The organism is Micromonospora sp. Utrum1, assembly GCF_057197805.1.
This window is the reverse complement of the sequence record NZ_CM170071.1, coordinates 5,079,773-5,096,641: the sequence shown is the minus strand read 5'-3', so window position 1 is coordinate 5,096,641 and position 16,869 is coordinate 5,079,773. Positions and strand designations below refer to the sequence as shown.

Below are 16,869 nucleotides of genomic sequence, written 5' to 3'. Positions count from 1 at the left end.
GAGGTCGCCGCGACGGGTGGTCTCACTCGCCGTCGTTGTGCTCCTGGTGGCCGCTCCACCGTGGCTGTAGGCCACCGTCGTCGGCTCGCCGCTGCACGGCTGGCCGAGTCTGCGCGAGGTACGTCTCTGGGTTGCGCAGCCCCTGACCGCGCACACCTTGACCGCGGGGCTGACGGTCCTCGCGTGGCTCCTCTGGCTGCTCCTGGCCTACGCCGTCACCGTCACCATGACGCGACGCGTCCGAGCTGGTGCCCGCTGGCTGCGACGCCTGCCGCTGCCGACACCCCTGCAGGCCACCGCCACCGGAATGGCCGGCGCCGCTGTTTTTACCGCTCCCGCCAACGCCACCGCGACAGCCCCACCGGCCCAGCGTTCCGCTGTCTCGGCCGGCACCCTCGAACACCCCGAGCCCGCCGCAGACCCCGAGGATCCGGCGCCCATCGCTGAGGCCGGTGAGGGTGTCACCGTCCCGGGCGGCTGGCTCCCTCGTGACACGGCAGGGCAGGTGGCCGCTGCGGCGACTCTTGTCTGGTTGCGGCGCCGCCGCGGCTACCAGCCCGGCCATCGGAAGGTGCCGGAGCAGGATGCCCTGGGGCTGGCGCCGCTGCCCGCCACTGTCGCCGCCGTCCAAGCAGCCCTCGTCACCGACCCGACCCGCAAGGACGCCGCCGCCGAACGGCCGCCCACCGAGCAAGGCTGGCCCGCAATCCCGGCGTCGATCGCCGCATTGCCGACGACGGGCGTCACCTTCACCGGCCCCGGCGCAGGGGACGCCGCGCGAGGCATGCTCGTCACCGCGCTCCTCGCGGCACTGCGAGATCCGCCCGACGCGGTTCGCCTGGTCATCACCCGCTCCGCCCTGACCACCCTCCTCGCGGCGCCAGCCGTCACTGAGGTCTGCGACGGCATCCCGGCACTACGGGTGACCGGGACCGTGGACCAAGCCGTCGAACTCATTGACTCCCAGCTCGCATCGCCAGCAACACAGCCCGCTGCCCAGCCGGTACCAGGCGCAGATGGCAGCGTTCCGCGGCTGGTGCTGATCAGCGACTCGCCACCGGCGGCCGCTACCAACCGGCTGACGGCCCTGCTCAGCACCGGCAGGGTGACCGCCGTCGTTCTCGGCGCCTGGGCTCAGGGCGCCACCTGGAGCGTGGACCAGCACGGCCGCACCTACGACGTCCGGGATCCGGGGCAGGCAGGGCCGAGGGTTTGCGTCCTCGACCCGGCCGCCGCGATGGACCTGCTCACCGTCATGGCCCACACCAGCCTCGCACCAGTCCCGGCGCCGCAACCAGCCACCGACACGCAGACAACGGTCCTGCATGAGCAGCCACGGCAGTCCGTAGTCAGCCACGTGCGGATTCCCCGCCAAGCCGCCGGGGACCGAGCACCACTGCACACCCCGGCGGCCGCTGCCGAGCCTCGCGTCGAGCTACTGGTGCTGGGTAAGCCCAGGCTGCTCGTCGACGGGCACGCCGTCACGATCCGCCGCAGCGCTGCCATGCAGGTCCTCGTCTTCCTCGCCGTCCACCGCCACGGCGCCACCAGCACGCAGATGGTCCAGGCCATCTGGCCCGGCCTGCCGTCCACACCGTCACCGGCCGCCTCTACACGACCCTCAGCGAGCTACGCGGCACCATTCGCGCCGCGTGCGGGCTGACCATCATCGACCACACCGACGACCGCTACCGCCTCCTCGGCGAGCACCTCGACACCGACCTGTGGCGCCTGCACACCGCCGCCCACCACGCCGCCACCACCCTCACCGACCCCACCGCCGCCTGGCAGTCGGTCATCGACGCCTACACCGGCAACCTCGCCGCCGACCACACCTGGCCGTGGATCGACCCGCCCCGCGAGGCCACCCGCCGGCTCGTCATCAACGCCTACGCCGCCGCCGCGTCAGTTCAACCCGACCCTCACCGTGCCCTGGAGTTCCGTCAGGCCGGGATCCGCGTCGACCCCTACAACGAGAACCTCCACCAGTGGGCCATCGACATCCTCACCGCACTGGATCACAATGCCGCCGCGGCCGGGCTGCTCGACACCTATCGCCGCCGGCTCAGCATCGCCGGGCTTCGCCCCAGCAACATGCTCCATCAGATCGACCGCAGCAACGCGCCTCGCTAAGCCATTAGGCCGTGCTTCGTAGGTGGGTTGGGCCCTCCACACCATTGGCCAAGGTGCCGATGGACGACTACAGCATTGCCCTCGCGGTCAGCCTGGGCGGCGTTTCTACAAGGTACGAGAATTAGGGTGTTCCCGTTCGCCGGCGCCTTGCTGATCGCCGTGCCGCAACGTAGCTGGGCTCAGTAACCGCGGGCCAACACGCCGATTGCATCGACGTCCGGCGTGTGCTCCTCACCGGCGCCGGGTGACCTGCCGGCGATCGTGATCGTGAACTTCGGATCGTCTGTTCTCAATTCAGGAAGTCTGAACAGCAGGAACGAGACCACTTGGTCGCTGCTCGTGATTTCGAAGTAGTTCTTGAAGTCTGATCCGTGGATGCTGCCGTTCGCGATGATGTGGGGATCGCGGTCGACACCGGCGCGTCCGTCCCAACCTACGGAGACGGTCGTGACGCCGTCAGTAAAGGTCCAGTCGCAGCTCTCCCAGCCACCGCCATCCACCGGCATGATTCCGTTGTGCTCGAAGGCGACAACATCGGCGTGAAAAAGGTCCTCCCGGCTCACGGAATCTCCTTCGGGCATCACTGTGTCAGCGCCTAGCAGCTCAATGAGGTCCGGATAGTGCCTGCCGTGAAACTCTCCAAATATCGCCTGTGAGCCTGGTTGGACAACGTACCTCGTCTCGTTGGGTTCGCCGAGCGCGTTCTCTGGAATGTCTTCGCCAATCGAGCTGATCAGTCGGCGCGGCCACCGGATCTCGGACAGGAGCGACTGAGTCGCTCTGGCGACGTTGAGGTTTTCGTCTCCTTCACCTGCCCAGCCGAGCCACAGGCGACCCGCATGCGAGGCGAGGGCCGGGCCGTAGGGGCTCGTATCGGCGAAGACCCTCTTACCGCGGAATGTCGCGCCGTTGTCATCTGAGAACATGAGGTTCAGTTGCGGGTTGCTCGATCCCTTCCAGGCCAAGAACAGCCGCCCACCGTGCGACGCCAACGCCGGCGTCGCCCCGCTGCTGTCTCCCAAAACGACCTTGTCCTCAAGGCCCTCGATACCGACTCCCCCTGCGGTATTAGCCATCAGGCTTACCTTGGCGACGTTGAGGTTTTCGTCTCCTTCACCTGCCCAGCCGAGCCACAGGCGACCCGCATGCGAGGCGAGGGCCGGGCCGTAGGGGCTCGTATCGGCGAAGACCCTCTTACCGCGGAATGTCGCGCCGTTGTCATCTGAGAACATGAGGTTCAGTTGCGGGTTGCTCGATCCCTTCCAGGCCAAGAACAGCCGCCCACCGTGCGACGCCAACGCCGGCGTCGCCCCGCTGCTGTCTCCCAAAACGACCTTGTCCTCAAGGCCCTCGATACCGACTCCCCCTGCGGTATTAGCCATCAGGCTTACCTTGGCGACGTTGAGGTTTTCGTCTCCTTCACCTGCCCAGCCGAGCCACAGGCGACCCGCATGCGAGGCGAGGGCCGGACCGTAGGGGCTCGTATCGGCGAAGACCCTCTTACCGCGGAATGTCGCGCCGTTGTCATCTGAGAACATGAGGTTCAGTTGCGGGTTGCTCGATCCCTTCCAGGCCAAGAACAGCCGCCCACCGTGCGACGCCAACGCCGGCGTCGCCCCGCTGCTGTCCGCCAGCACGGACTTGTCCGCAAGCTCCGGCAGCAGAGACCTCTTGCCGCCTACCCGCACGAACGTCGCATACTGGCACGGTCGCCCCTCTTTGTCCACGAGGAAAAGCATGTACTCGCCTGGAGGTGCGACTGCCCCGTCGGGAGGTGCTGTTGCAAGCAACCGGTCCCCAGACTCCATGGTAAACGACAGGAAGACGCACCGCTGATCTGGATTGAACGCATGCGTTGACGAGCCGCAGCGCAACAATGTCACCGAGCGGATCTGCGCGGCCCCAGGTGATTCGATCGGGAATTTGTGGCCGTAGGCAATGGCCCTTGGGCATTTTGTGATGCTCGGCCGGCTACCAGCCGGGTACGGAGGGTCGAAAATCTCTATTCTCTTCTGCTCCTCCAAGGGCGGGGAACCAAAGGGCTGGGTCGGCTCGTCCTCCTTATTCCCGCCGCCTGTCCAAACACGACCGTCGGGCATGAGTAGCGCTGTCGAGTGATAATTGCGGACGACGGTCGCCGGCTCGGGGAGTGTTCTCCAGCTTCCTGGACCGCCCACGTACGATGGGGCGCCGACGGCGTGATCAAGCGGCGTCGAGTACAGTTCAGGCTCCATCACCCCTACCCCGCCCAGAGAACCACCGTTCATGAGTACGTCACCGGTCGGGAGTATCGTCGCGCAGGCCGTGGGTCGCGCGCGTGCAGCTGTCGAACCATGGCGGGGAACTGGGGCCCACTCTGGCGACTCGTCGCCGAGGTCGGCGATCTGGGAGGTGAGCCCACCGCAGAGCAGGACGCGCGGCCGATAATTGTCCCGTGGTGTCAGCGGAAGGAGCACTGATGGGCTGTCGAAGCGGTGGTATGCGTCATCAGGCAGGTCACACACCTCGCGTCGATGGCTGGTCCAGGGATTCATGACGACGCAGCCCGAATTACCCTGCAGCTTTGATGATACGAACACCGTTCCATCGCGAAGGACGTGCAGGCGCGGATAGTTATCCGGCTCGTCATCGTCCGCTGCTCCCGTTTCGGCGAGAAGGACCCAGCGATCGACCAGTGGCTGGTAACGCTCCGGTCGATTATTGGTGTGACGCGCGTCATCGCCTCTGGGATGACCGCCGACGGCGAGCACCTCACCAGTCATGAGCGTGCACAACGTCGGATACCAGCGCCCTCCCCCGAAGGTTTTGCCAGGCTGGAATCCCATGCTGGCGACCTCGGTGAAAGCTTTCGTCGCGGCGATGTAGACAGAGGCCTGCCGGTCTCCCGAAAAGTGTCCGTGTGCGGCGTGAGGCGGTGGTGAGTCTACGCCAAACGACGTTGTGCCACCGGCCGTGAGTAGACGCCCGTCGCCGATGAACGCGTGGCCGCAGCAAAAAACGTCCGCGGGTGGCGACATGACGGAGCCAAGGGGTAGCGTCGGGTTGCGACAGCTGAAGCGCGCAGCATGGTGAATGTCGCCATCCAACTGTCCCTGGTGATAATGGTTGTCGCCACCGAATAGAACGATCTCGCCATCGCCATTGGGCGTTGAGACAAGCGCAGCATGTATTGCCACGACGTCTCCCGACGAGATCACCGCAGACCAGGGCATGGAGACCTCCTGAAGTCTTCGCACAATATTCATGACTGGTGCTCGGGCCGCCTCACGCCCCCGCCACCGTGTCGCCGATGGCGGGGCGGCTGGCTGCATGAGTGCCTACAGGGGCAGATGCGTCATTGACAGCGGGGATGGGTGCTGCCGCCGACAGCCCGCCCTCTCGTGGAACTTACGAGAACGGGCCCTTCCAGTGCAGTAGGTCATATTCGCATTCGATCTAGGGGGAGGGGTGGGAAGCGCGGAACGAGGACAAAGCTGACAAGCATGAGCTAGCATGCGCGGTTTCTAAACCCGTTCGGGATTGAAGATCATCATTGATCGACACAGTGGGCCGTAGGCGGCCCCGACCTGCAGCAAGAGCGTCCTGGCGGAGTCGGCACACGAGCTGGCCGGATCGCGCGCTGGGGCGCTCCCATGGCGGGGTGGGAGGAAGGCTGCACCTGGCCTGTGAGCAGGGCGCCAGGCCATTGTCGATGGTGCTGACCGCCGGGCATCGCGGCTACAGCCCGCGTTCGCGCCGGTACCGGCGGGTGTCCATGCTCCTCGCCGCGCACGCCGCCCGCACAGCCGCCCCAACCAGGTAATCGTCGACCGGGCCTACACCCCCCCAGCCAACCGTGCTCACCCGCTGGGGCGGGATCAAGGCCACCACCGAGCAAGCGACCAGGACGCCAAGCAGACCGCAGGAGGTGAAGCACCGACGTGCCTTGCCATGGCTGTTGGTCCTGAAAGCGAGCGAAAGAGCCGCAGCGCCCGTGGCCTGCGGTTGTAAGGGCGTGTGAGTCCGTGTGAGGGCTTGTTAGCCGTCGCCCCAGTCCGTGAAGGACGCTGCGGCCGTAGCGTCAACGCATCCCAGCCGATAGCCATCCTCCAGGCCCTCGCGGCCCGGAGTGCGCTCGTCGCTGCCGGTCCTGACCGGCGGTAATGGCAGCCAGCAAGGTCAGGAGCTCCTGTGCCGTCCAGATCAGCCAGCATCGCCGCGCTCACTACCTCCATCGTGTCCACGGCCGCCTGTTCCGCCTGTCTCGCCGCCGTCGGTTTGTGTAGGCCTCGGCCGCCCTCCGTGGCCATGGTGCGGCAGTGGATTCACCAACCGTTGACCACGGATTTCGTCATCGCCCTCGCCTACATGGGGGCGATACCGCTGTGGCTGCTCTTGGCAACCGCCGCCCTTACTCGCGCCTACACGACGCTGGCTCGCCGCCTGCGCCGGCTGCCCGCACTCCACCTGCCCGGCCCCGTCCAAGGCATGACGGCGGCACTGCCCGGCGCCACCGCCGTCACCACGGCCACCGCCGGCACCCCCGCCCACGCCGCCCCGGCAGCCGGAGCCACCCCCGACAACGACCAACCAGCGGCCCAAGCAAGGTCGGCCGCCCAGATCACCCGCCCGGCGAGCAGCAGCCAAGAGCTGACCCTCGTGGCGGGCGGCCGCACCTACACCCACACCGTCAAGCGCGGCGACACCCTCTCCAAGATAGCCGCACAGTGGCTGGGCGACCCGGACCGCTGGCCCGAAATCTTCGCCCTCAACCGCGGCACCCACTTCACCCACGCCGGCGGGACGCTGCGCAACCCGAACATCATCTACCCCGGCTGGACGCTCACACTGCCCGACGACGCCGCCCCACCAGCCGCACACCAACCCCGACCCGCCCCGCCACCGGCAGCCCCCGACGACCCGGACACCCCCGCGCCGACACCTCCACCGACCATCGATCTGCCGCCCCCGGCACCCACGCCCGCCACGGCCGGGGCAATCACAACCACGCCGGCCGAGCCAACGCACACACCGACACCCACCACCGGCGGCACCTGCGCCCTGTCAAGCCCCGGGTTTGATGGAGAGTTGGTTAGCTGGTTTTCAGGGGTGCGGTGACCGGCTGGGTCATCGCGTGTAGTGCCTCGTGTTCGGCGGGCGGGATGTGCCCGAGCTCGCCGTGCAGCCTGCGGTTGTTGTACCAGTCGATGTACTCGACGGTGGCCATCTCCAGGTCGTCGAGCCCGCGCCACGGGCCGGTGTTGCGGACGAGTTCGGCCTTGTAGAGGGAGTTGAACGCCTCGGCCATCGCGTTGTCGTACGAGTCGCCCTTGGAGCCGACCGAGGCGACGGCGCCGGCCTCGGCGAGTCGTTGGGTGTAGCGGATCGCTCGATACTGGACTCCCCGGTCCGAGTGGTGGACCAGTTTGCGCAGGTCAGCGCCCTGGCTCTCGCGGCGCCAGATCGCCATCTTCAGCGCGTCGAGAGCCAGGTCGGTGTAGAGGCTGGTGGCGACCTGCCAGCCGACGATCATGCGGGAGTGCACGTCGAGAATGAACGCGGCGTACACCCAGCCCACACTCGTGCGCACGTAGGTCAGGTCGGCGACCCACAGCTGGTTCGGATGTTCCGCGGTGAAGTCCCGTTTGACCAGGTCACCGGGGCGGCCGGTCTCGGCTGCGGGCCGGGTCGTGCGTGGTGACTTGTCGCGCAGCAGCCCGCGCAGCCCGGACTCACGCATCAGCCGCTCCACGGTGCACCGGGCCACCGGCACGCCCTGGCGGCGCAGCTCGTGCCACACCTTGCGAGCGCCGTAGACACCGTAGTTCTCCGCATGGATCCGCTCGATCATCGCGGTCAGCTCCTCATCGCGCCGCGACCGGGCCGAGGCCGGGCGGGTCTTGGCGGCGTAGTAGGTCGACGGTGCGATCTGTGCCGGCGTGTCTTCGAGCGCCTGCAGGACCGGCTGGACACCGTGTTCGACCCGCTGGGAGTCGACGAAGTCGACCTTCATCGCGACGGACGGTCCAACTCCGCCGCGAAGAAAGACGCCGCGGACTTCAAAATCTGATTCGCCCGCCGCAGCTCACGATTCTCCCGTTCCAACACGGCGAGGCGTTCCGCGTCGCTGCTGGTGATGCCCGACCGCTCACCGGCGTAGGTCTCGGCCTTCTTCACCCACGTCCGCAACGCCTCCGGATGAACCCCGAGCTGACCGGCGATCCGCCGGATCGCTCCAACCGCGGACGCCGGATCCCGGCGAGCCTCGACCGCCAACCGCGTCGCACGCTCACGCAGCTCATCGTTGTACTTCTTGGGTGCGGGCATCGCTGGTGTTCCTCCCAGGTTTCGATGTCTCCATCAAACCCGGTGCGGGACACCCCCAGCAGCAGCGACAACACAGGCGACACGGCCACCACCGGCCCGACCGAGCCCAGGCCTTTGCGTCGGCGGGTGGCCCGCTGGCTTGGGGTGCTGCCCGGCCCGCCGGGGGTCTGGGCGATGTGTTCGTCCAGCACCGACAGGGCCAGGTTGGCCAGCAGCCGCTGATCGGCTGTGCTTGCCGGAGGTCGACGAGAAGGCGCTGGTCGGACTCAAATTCAACGCCGCCGTGCCGACACGGCTTGCCACGGCGACCCTGGCAGCCCGACTGGCGGACCTGGACCGGGCGGCCATGGTGCTGGGCGAGCCGACCCGATTCCTGGTTGCCTGAGCTGTTTCGCCCCGGGTTGACCCAGCCCGGGCGAATGTCGGCACAGCACGACCGGTCACCGGCGCCAGTGGCATGGCAGGACGGCGGTCCAACCCTTACCGCTGAGGTGGATCAGTAGCTATATCGAGTTCATGGACTCGGCTGGCCCGCCGCAGTAGGCGTTCGACGGACGCGCGTGCCGTTGTGGGGCTGATGGTTCCGCTGTTCGACGGAGCGCGCGGGGCCGCGGCGGCGGCGACAATCGCGGTACGCCCTCTCACTGGAGATGCCGTGCCGCAGATGCCCGGTCCGCCTGAGCCCTCAGCGCAACAGCCGCCTGGACCCGATGGACTGTCGGCCGTAGAGCCCTCACTGGTACCAGCCGTGGCCGCAGGGACCCCATCTCGAAATGCAAGGGTGGGCCTCGTCCTGCTGGTGGTGGTCGTGGGTGGGCTGTTCATGTGTTGCGTAGGTGGAACGGGCCTGGCCACTCTTGGTCTGATCATCGGCGACCCCACGCTCCCTCGCCCTGCTCCGGCCAGCCCTGCTACCGAACCGGCACCCTCACCGAGCGCCCGCACGCCGGAGCCCGCCTCCACCTCCACTGTGCGTACCTCACCTACCGCTACGGCTACCACGCCCCCGGCAGCGGCAACTCGCGAAGCGAGGCCTGAACATCCCGCAGCTGCCTACGAAGTCTTTGAACGACGAGACGTCGGCGCCGGCTCCGGAGCTCGTCGTCTCGCCCTCCGGGTGGAACTACGCGTCTATCCCGTTACCGGCCGGCAGGTCACTGACGTGGCGTCGCAGATTGTTGAGAGCCATCGAGGTCAGGGATGGCAGGCGCTGTCGATCGTGGTCACCTATGACCGGCGTGAGGTCGTGCCGAGCTACGCGGTCTACGAATGGGCGCCAGAGGGGCGCTGGTCGGACGCCGCCAAGGGAGACGCCGCGTCCTGGCGAGGCTACCGGCTCAATCAAACCGTCGTCCGGGACAAGCTGACGCAGCCCAACACCTGCAAGGTCCCGACGGAGCAGGCATACGTGCTCAACACTGAGTTGAACCAGGCAACCGAGAGCGACGTCGAAATCAATGAGGAAGCGGTACTGACGGAGATCGCCAAACGGCACAACATCCCGACCAGCCGCGCCGAGGAATTAGTTTTGAGCGTCGAGGACTGGACGATGTGCTGAGCCGCTGGGCGCGACACGCAGCAGCGGATGTCGGAACCGCAACATACTTGTCATTACGTTCGGCCCGTGTTCCCTGTAAAGCCCGGAGCGTGCCGACTTCGCCAGTCTGCTGGCCAGGGTTGCCGCCGCTGCCCGCCAGCGCGCCCCGTCCCCAGGGAGGTCCTCAGGCACGCAGCCCCTCTCCAGTTGCGCTGATCGCCTTCTCGAACCAGGCTGCGGTGTTCTCTGTCGAGCGAGTCCAGACCGCGACGCACTGCACCACGCGACCGTGGTGCAGGCAGCGGTAGCGGTGGGGGAAGGGCGTGCCGTCAGGAAGTTTCATGGTGGCGGTCACCGCTCGGCCGGGCACGCCGACCGCGGCCGGCTGGTCGGCAGCGGCCTGCCCGTCGGTCACCTGGCCCGCCTCTACGTCCCGGTCGCAGGTCTCCAACAGATCGAATAGTTGCCGTACGGCCTCGGCCGCCACCGGGTCGGTCGGGTAGACCACGGTCTCCTGGGTGACCTCAACGAACTCCTCGACGCGGTGCCGTCTGGAGTGCCGAAGACGTGCGCCACTGCGACCAGGCGTCGGCTCAGCAGGGGTCGCGGTCGGCCGCAGGCCACCCCGTCGGAGTCGAGCTTTTCGTCCTTGCAGGCGGGCTTTTCGGCCAGTCCGGCCAGGCGCTGGGTGGCGGCGTACCGGTCTCGTAGCTTTCGGGCGGCGCCGCCATCGGTGGGCGCGGGAGCGACCAGGGCCGTGGCGGGCGGTGTCGGCGTCGATTCGCCTGTGGCGGGCGCCGGGTCGCAGGCGGCGGTTGGGGCGAGCCCGGCGAGGAGAGCCACCGAAGCGGCGAGACGTCGGGCCATGGCGGCGAGCATAGGTGGCGGCCAACTTCCGCCTCTCGCCGCCTCCACACAAGGCCAACAACGGCGAAACCACGGTCGGGTGGCGTCAGGAACACGTGCCGGTCGGCGGTGGCCAAAGCCGGCGGGGCGCTCGGCGTTCCGTCGCCCACAACTCTTGTGACCCCCGGCCGCGCCCTGCTCAACCGATCCCACCGGCAGGTGTCACAGGCGGGTGAGTCGGTGGTCAAGGGCAGTGTGGCGGCGTCCGGCGCTGACGGTGCGGATCGCGGCGGCGAGGGCTCGGCGGGAGCCGACGAGCACCACCAGTTGTTTGGCGCGGGTGACGGCGGTGTAGAGCAGGTTCCGTTGCAGCATCATCCACGCGCTGGTCGTCAGGGGGATGACCACCGCGGGGTATTCCGAGCCCTGAGAGCGGTGGATGGTCATGGCGTAGGCGTGCGCCAGCTCGTCGAGTTCGTCGAAGTCGTAGTCGATGCTCTCGTCCTCGTCAGTGCGCACCGTGAGGGTCTGCTCCTCCGTGGAGAGGGCGGTGACGATGCCGAGGGTGCCGTTGAAGACGCCGGCCTGACCCTTGTCGTAGTTGTTGCGGATCTGGGTGACCTTGTCGCCGATGCGGAACACCCGCCCGCCCATCCGCCGCTCCGGCTGCCCTTCGCGGTGCGGGGTCAGATGCTGCTGCAGCAGGGTGTTGAGGGCTCCGGCTCCGGCGGGGCCGCGGTGCATGGGGGTGAGGACCTGCACGTCCCGGCGCGGATCGAGGCCGAAGCGCGCCGGGATGCGGGCGCAGGCGACGTCAACGGTGAGGGCGGCGGTGGCGTCGGTGTCGTCGCAGGCGAACAGGTAGAAGTCCGACAGGCCTTGAAGCAGGGGCGGGCGGCCGGCGTTGATGCGGTGGGCGTTGGTGACGACGCCGGACTGGGCGGCCTGGCGGAAGATCTGCGTCAGCCGCACCCGCGGCACAGCCGCGGCGGCGAGCAGGTCGCGCAGGACCTCCCCGGCACCGACGGAGGGGAGTTGATCGACGTCGCCGACCAGGAGCAGGTGCGCGCCGGGTGGGACGGCTTTGACGAGCTTGTTGGCCAGGATCAGGTCGAGCATGGAGGCCTCGTCGACGACGAGCAGGTCCACGTCCAGAGGATGGTCCCGGTCGTAGGAGGTGTCCCCGCCGGGACGTAGTTGCAGCAGGCGGTGCACGGTGGCGGCGGGATGTCCGGTGAGCTCGGACAGGCGCTTGGCGGCGCGGCCGGTCGGGGCGACAAGGGTGACCTTGGCCTTCTTGGCGGCGGCGAGCTCGACGATCGAGCGGACCGTGAAGCTCTTGCCGCAGCCCGGCCCGCCCGTCAGCACCGCCACCTTCGACGTCAGCGCCAGGCGGACGGCCTGTTCCTGCTCCGGGGCCAGGTCGGCGCCGGTGCGCGCCTTCAACCAGGCCAGGGCCTTGCCCCAGTCGACGTTCGTGAAGTGGGGCAGGCGGTCGGGCTTGTCGTTGAGCAGGCGCAACAGAGAGCCGGCGAGGGACTGCTCGGCGCGGTGGAACGGCACCAGGTACACCGCCTGCACCGGCTCCCCGTCGGAGCCCGGTAGGACCTCGCGGACGACGCCCTCGTCAGCGGCGAGGTCGTCGAGGCAATGGGCCACGAGGTCGCCGGGCACGTCGAGGATCTTCGCGGCGTCGGCGACGAGCTGCTCAGCCGGCAGATAGCAGTGGCCGTTGTCCGTGGCCTCGGACAGGGTGTACTGCAGGCCGGCCATGACCCGCTGGGCACTGTCGTGGGGGATACCGACGGCCTGGGCGATGGTGTCGGCGGTCTTGAACCCAATGCCCCACACGTCCGCGGCCAGCCGATACGGCTCCTTCGTGACCACGTCGATGGACGCGTCGCCGTACTGCTTGAAGATCCGCACCGCAAGCGACGTCGACACCCCGACGCCTTGCAGGAAGACCATCACCTCCTTGATGGCCTTCTGCTCCTCCCACGCCGCGGTGATCTTCGCCGTGCGCTTCGGCCCCAGCCCGGGCACCTCCACCAGCCGAGCAGGCTCATCCTCGATCACCCGCAACGTGTCCAAGCCGAAGTGAGCCACAATGCGTTCGGCGAAGACCGGGCCGATGCCCTTGACCAGACCCGAGCCGAGATAGCGCTGGATGCCCTGGATCGTCGCCGGCAACACGGTGGTGTAGGAGTCGACCTCGAACTGGCGGCCGTACTTCGGATGTGACGACCACCGCCCGGACAGGCGCAGGCTCTCCCCGGGCTGCGCGCCCAACAGCGCACCCACCACCGTCAGCAGATCGGTGCTCCGGTCGGTAGCCACGCGGGCGACGGTGTAGCCGGTCTCCTCGTTGACATAGGTCAACCGCTCCAGCACCGCCTCCAGCACAGCCAGCGGCGGACGGGCAGAGGCGGTCACGGCGACTATCGTGCCGCCTCGCGATGGGCAGCTGCCACCCGGTTCGCCGCTGGCGGCCCGCATGCCCTCGCCAAACGCAGGCGAGGTGGCACGCTCGCCGAGGACGAGACGTACAACGGACCCTGGGATGACCCAGGCCCGTGTGTGTGATTGGTTAGCATGCCCGGTGATGATCTTTCTTCTTCGCTCCGTGCGGCTACGCCGCGCCGCCCGTAGGCGCTTCGGCTGGCAGAAGCTGCGCCCCACCCAGATGCGCGCGATGCGCACGCTACTGGCCGGCCGCGACGCGCTGGTCGTGCTGCCCACCGGCGGCGGGAAGTCTGCTGTGTATCAGGTTCCCGCCACGCTGCTGCCCGGCCCGACGGTGGTGATCTCACCGCTGCTGGCATTGCAGCAGGACCAAATCGCCAACCTCAACGAGCGGGGCGATCCGGCGCTGCGGGCGGTTCGGATCAGCTCCGCGGAGAGCCCGAGCAAGCAGGAGGCGGCGCTGGCCGAGCTGCGCTCGGGTGCCGCGAAGTTCCTATTCATCACGCCGGAGCAGCTCAGTTCGCCGCAGCGGCTGGCCGAGGTCCGCGCGCTGCGCCCGGCGCTGGTGGCGGTAGACGAGGCGCACTGCATCTCGTCGTGGGGGCACGATTTCCGCCCCGACTACCTGACGATCGGCCACCTCATCCGTGACCTCGGCCGCCCGCCCATCGTGGCGCTGACCGCCACGGCATCGCCGCCGGTGCAGGACGCCATCATCGCGCGGCTCGGCATGCGCAAGCCGCGGCTGGTGCTCTCCGGACTGGACCGACCGAATCTTTTTGTGGCGGCGTTGCACTGCCCCAGTGAGGATTACCGCTGGCGCAGACTGCTCACCCTGCTCAGGCAGGCCGATTCACCCGGCATCGTGTACGTGCCGACCCGCCGTGGCGCCGAGGAACTCGCGCAACGGCTGTCCGATGCGGGTTATCCCGCGCAGGCCTACCACGGGGGCATGGCCGCCGGGGTGCGTCAGCGCCGCCACGAGGACTTCCTCGCCGACCGGGTACCGATCATGGTCGCCACGTCGGCGTTCGGCATGGGCATCGACAAGCAGAACATCCGCTGGGTGGCACATGTGGCGCTGCCCGACTCACCCGACAGCTACCTGCAGGAGATCGGGCGGGCAGGGCGCGACGGTGAGCCGGCCCGGGCGTTGCTGCTCTACCGCGCCGAGGACGTCGCCCTGCAACGCTTCTTCGCTGGCGGTGCGCCCGACCTGCAAGAGCTGCGCGCGGTCGCCGCCGCCCTGCATACCGGCCCGATGACGCGCACGGCGCTGGCGAAGGCCACCGGCCTGAGCCCGCGCAAGATCGCCAGCCACATCAGCCTGTTCGAGCAGGCCGGTGCGGTGGCGACGGGCTCCAGGGGTGAGCTCAGAGTCGTTCCGTATGCGCCTCTACCGGATCAGGCGGCTCGGGAGGCGCTGGCGGAGTACGCCCGCTATCAGGCCGGGCAGCGTTCCCGCACCGACATGATGCGGCGCTTCGCCGAGAGCCGGGGCTGCCGGATGCAGTCGCTGCTGGGCTACTTCGGTGAGCAGGTGAGCCACCCCTGCGGGCACTGCGACAACTGCCACGGCGGCAGCTCCGAGACGCTCCCCGACAACGGGCCGTACCCACTGCACAGCACCGTACGGCACCCCAAATGGGGATCAGGCATGGTCCTCGGATACGAGAAAGACCGGATGACCGTGCTCTTCGACGATGTCGGCTACAAGACCCTGTCAGTCTCCGTCGTGCAGGCGCAAGGCCTGCTGGCACTCGAGGCGAATCGCCGCTGACCGGCTAACCTTCTCGCCCGCCGCCGATGCTGCAGTCATCAGTACGTGAAGTAGGTGCCCTGCCGCAGTATCGGCATCGTGCGCACAACGCCTGGCGGGGATCGCGGCCAGCAGCGGGTGCAGTGGGAAGCCCAGGCGCTGTTCGGCCTTGGCGATCCCGATGGCGAGACAGTGGTGCGGGCAGGGCGCCCGGAAGCTGTAGCGCCGGTGCGTCCTCGCGAGCCCGGTGGGTGAGGCGCGCCAGCAGCCGTGGGTAATTCGTCACGGTGGCAGATCATGTCGTGGCGGTCCAACAGCTCCTCGCGGGAATCTGCCGGCTCACCCTCGCGGGGTTCGTTGCGTTCGTGACTGGCTGTGCTGTGTCTGTCAGTCACGCTGGTCATGCCCTGGAGCCGATTCACGCTCGCGCATCCACCGCTGTGGGCGGCGTCAAGACCGGCAGGGGAGGCCGAAGCCTGGCGGGTCCGTAGACTGCCGCGCCATGGGAGAGATCGTCACGCTCGGCGAAGTCCGGTGCCCGTCTGGCCAACTGGTCATCATCGACGGGGGAATGCTCGGCATGTGGTCCGGAAGCAGACCTCCGAACGAGCTGGATCCGCGCGGTCTTGGGATCGAGGATCCCGACCTGCTGGCTGAGGTTGCCGGGGCAGCGGACTACATGGTGGTCGGCCCGGACGCCGAGCGCGCGGGGGCGTCGTTCCAGGTTCGGCCCGGGCGGTATCACTACGACATTCCCGCCTCGCGTCGCGACGACTGGGTGGATCGGTTCGCCGGTCACTGCCGGGAACACGGGTGGACGGCTGCGTTAGAGCGCTCCGAGACACAGGTGCCGCACCGGGAGCGGGCCCGCCGGTGTGCGGTCGAACGCCAGCCGGGGTTCAGAGTCTTCGGTCTGCCCGCGGTGGCGGTGGACGGTCTTCCCTGCAAGGCCGTCATGGTGGAAGCGGAACGCTCGGACGGGCCGTGGGATGGCTGGTCCCAGATGATTCTTCGGGTAGGTGACGCGCCGGTTGCATCCACGGTCGACGTGGGCGTGGTCGGTGTCGACGCGGCCCGGCTGGCCTTCGCCGACGGGGACGCCCTCGATCTGTGGCGCCACGAGGAGCCGTTGGACGGCCTCGCCGATGTGGCGTTCTGGGGTGTCGACGCGCCGGCGGCGGCGCAGGAATTCACCGCTGCGCCGCTGACCACGCCGGGTGATGAGGGCAGCTACGGCTGGACGGACCTGCCGATCCGTTCCGCCGTCCGACGAGCGATGACGGTGCAGGCGTGGCGGGACGCCGAGCCCGGCCGGGGGTTGGCGGTGGACTTCCGGCCGCACTCCCACCACTGGCAGGTGATGCGCCAGGTACGGGCCAGCGAAACGGAGAGCGGCGCCCTGCGCCTCGGCGACGCGCAGATCTTCTTCGCCATGACCAGCTGGGGCGATGGGATATTCCCGGTCCAGGTCGACCGCGATGCTGCCGGCCACCTGCTCGCAGTCCGGATCACCCTCGCCGAGAGCTGAACCGCGCCAACCACAGCGCTGCCGCTGCGAAGCTTACACCAGCCAGCGATCCCGCATGGCATGGTGTATGGGACTGAATCCTGGTCGCAGCCGTCACGTACCGTGGCGGCGTGTCCGAAGCGGGTCTCACAAACGATGTCAGCGGGGACTTCGAGGTCCACATCACCGCCCACCAGCGGGACGCCGGCAAGCTGGCGGACTTCGCCGAGGAGCACGGGCTGAAGTACACCCATGTGCTGCTGGACCGGGGCCACACAGCGTCCCAGCCGATGCTGACCTTCGTGGGGTCGGGCTCTT

9 protein-coding genes and 1 pseudogene are annotated in these 16,869 nt (G+C 68.3%); 6 read left to right on the top strand and 4 right to left on the bottom strand.

What is annotated here, in order from left to right; all coding sequences use genetic code 11:
• Positions 1-157 precede the first annotated feature (157 nt).
• Positions 158-1,663, top strand: a complete 1,506-nt coding sequence (locus AC0OLQ_RS23945; protein WP_484528141.1) for a hypothetical protein — start codon at positions 158-160, stop codon at positions 1,661-1,663.
• Between the two features lie 649 nt (positions 1,664-2,312).
• Here AC0OLQ_RS23945 and AC0OLQ_RS23940 read toward each other — a convergent pair.
• On the bottom strand, positions 2,313-5,345 hold the full coding sequence (locus tag AC0OLQ_RS23940; protein ID WP_484528140.1) for a galactose oxidase-like domain-containing protein: 3,033 nt from the start codon (positions 5,343-5,345) through the stop codon (positions 2,313-2,315).
• Between the two features lie 1,102 nt (positions 5,346-6,447).
• Here AC0OLQ_RS23940 and AC0OLQ_RS23935 point away from each other — a divergent pair.
• On the top strand, positions 6,448-7,230 hold the full coding sequence (locus AC0OLQ_RS23935) for a LysM peptidoglycan-binding domain-containing protein (protein WP_484528139.1): 783 nt from the start codon (positions 6,448-6,450) through the stop codon (positions 7,228-7,230).
• Here the strand turns inward: AC0OLQ_RS23935 and AC0OLQ_RS23930 are convergent.
• Positions 7,205-8,439, bottom strand: a pseudogene (locus tag AC0OLQ_RS23930) (IS3 family transposase). The gene AC0OLQ_RS23935 and the pseudogene AC0OLQ_RS23930 overlap by 26 nt on opposite strands.
• Before the next feature lie 232 nt (positions 8,440-8,671).
• Between AC0OLQ_RS23930 and AC0OLQ_RS23925 the strand changes: the two are divergent.
• Positions 8,672-8,824 (top strand): hypothetical protein, encoded by a 153-nt coding sequence (locus AC0OLQ_RS23925; protein ID WP_484528138.1) that lies wholly within the window; start codon positions 8,672-8,674, stop codon positions 8,822-8,824.
• 777 nt (positions 8,825-9,601) lie between these two features.
• Entirely contained in the window at positions 9,602-9,997 is a 396-nt protein-coding gene (locus AC0OLQ_RS23920; RefSeq protein ID WP_484528137.1) for a hypothetical protein, read from the top strand.
• Positions 9,998-10,160: 163 nt separating this feature from the next.
• On the opposite strand, the gene AC0OLQ_RS23915 is transcribed toward AC0OLQ_RS23920, so the two are convergent.
• Both AC0OLQ_RS23915 and recD2 read right to left on the bottom strand, forming a co-directional pair.
• A complete protein-coding gene (locus AC0OLQ_RS23915) occupies positions 10,161-10,484 on the bottom strand; it encodes a hypothetical protein (RefSeq protein ID WP_484528136.1) in 324 nt (107 codons plus the stop codon).
• Between the two features lie 560 nt (positions 10,485-11,044).
• Entirely contained in the window at positions 11,045-13,264 is a 2,220-nt protein-coding gene (gene recD2 / locus AC0OLQ_RS23910; RefSeq protein WP_484532413.1) for an SF1B family DNA helicase RecD2, read from the bottom strand.
• Positions 13,265-13,424: 160 nt separating this feature from the next.
• Between recD2 and AC0OLQ_RS23905 the strand changes: the two genes are divergently transcribed.
• On the top strand, positions 13,425-15,065 hold the full coding sequence (locus AC0OLQ_RS23905; RefSeq protein ID WP_484528135.1) for a RecQ family ATP-dependent DNA helicase: 1,641 nt from the start codon (positions 13,425-13,427) through the stop codon (positions 15,063-15,065).
• A gap of 481 nt (positions 15,066-15,546) precedes the next feature.
• The gene (locus tag AC0OLQ_RS23900; protein WP_484528134.1) at positions 15,547-16,572 is read left to right on the top strand and encodes a hypothetical protein; all 1,026 of its coding nucleotides are present in this window, start codon (positions 15,547-15,549) and stop codon (positions 16,570-16,572) included.
• Positions 16,573-16,869: the final 297 nt, after the last annotated feature.

Coding starts and splice junctions, on each gene's coding strand:
- AC0OLQ_RS23900 (WP_484528134.1), top strand. CDS start 15,547: ATGGGAGAGATCGTCACGCTCGGCGAAGTCCGGTGCCCGTCTGGCCAA.
- AC0OLQ_RS23940 (WP_484528140.1), bottom strand. CDS start 5,345: ATGCCCTGGTCTGCGGTGATCTCGTCGGGAGACGTCGTGGCAATACAT.
- AC0OLQ_RS23905 (WP_484528135.1), top strand. CDS start 13,425: ATGATCTTTCTTCTTCGCTCCGTGCGGCTACGCCGCGCCGCCCGTAGG.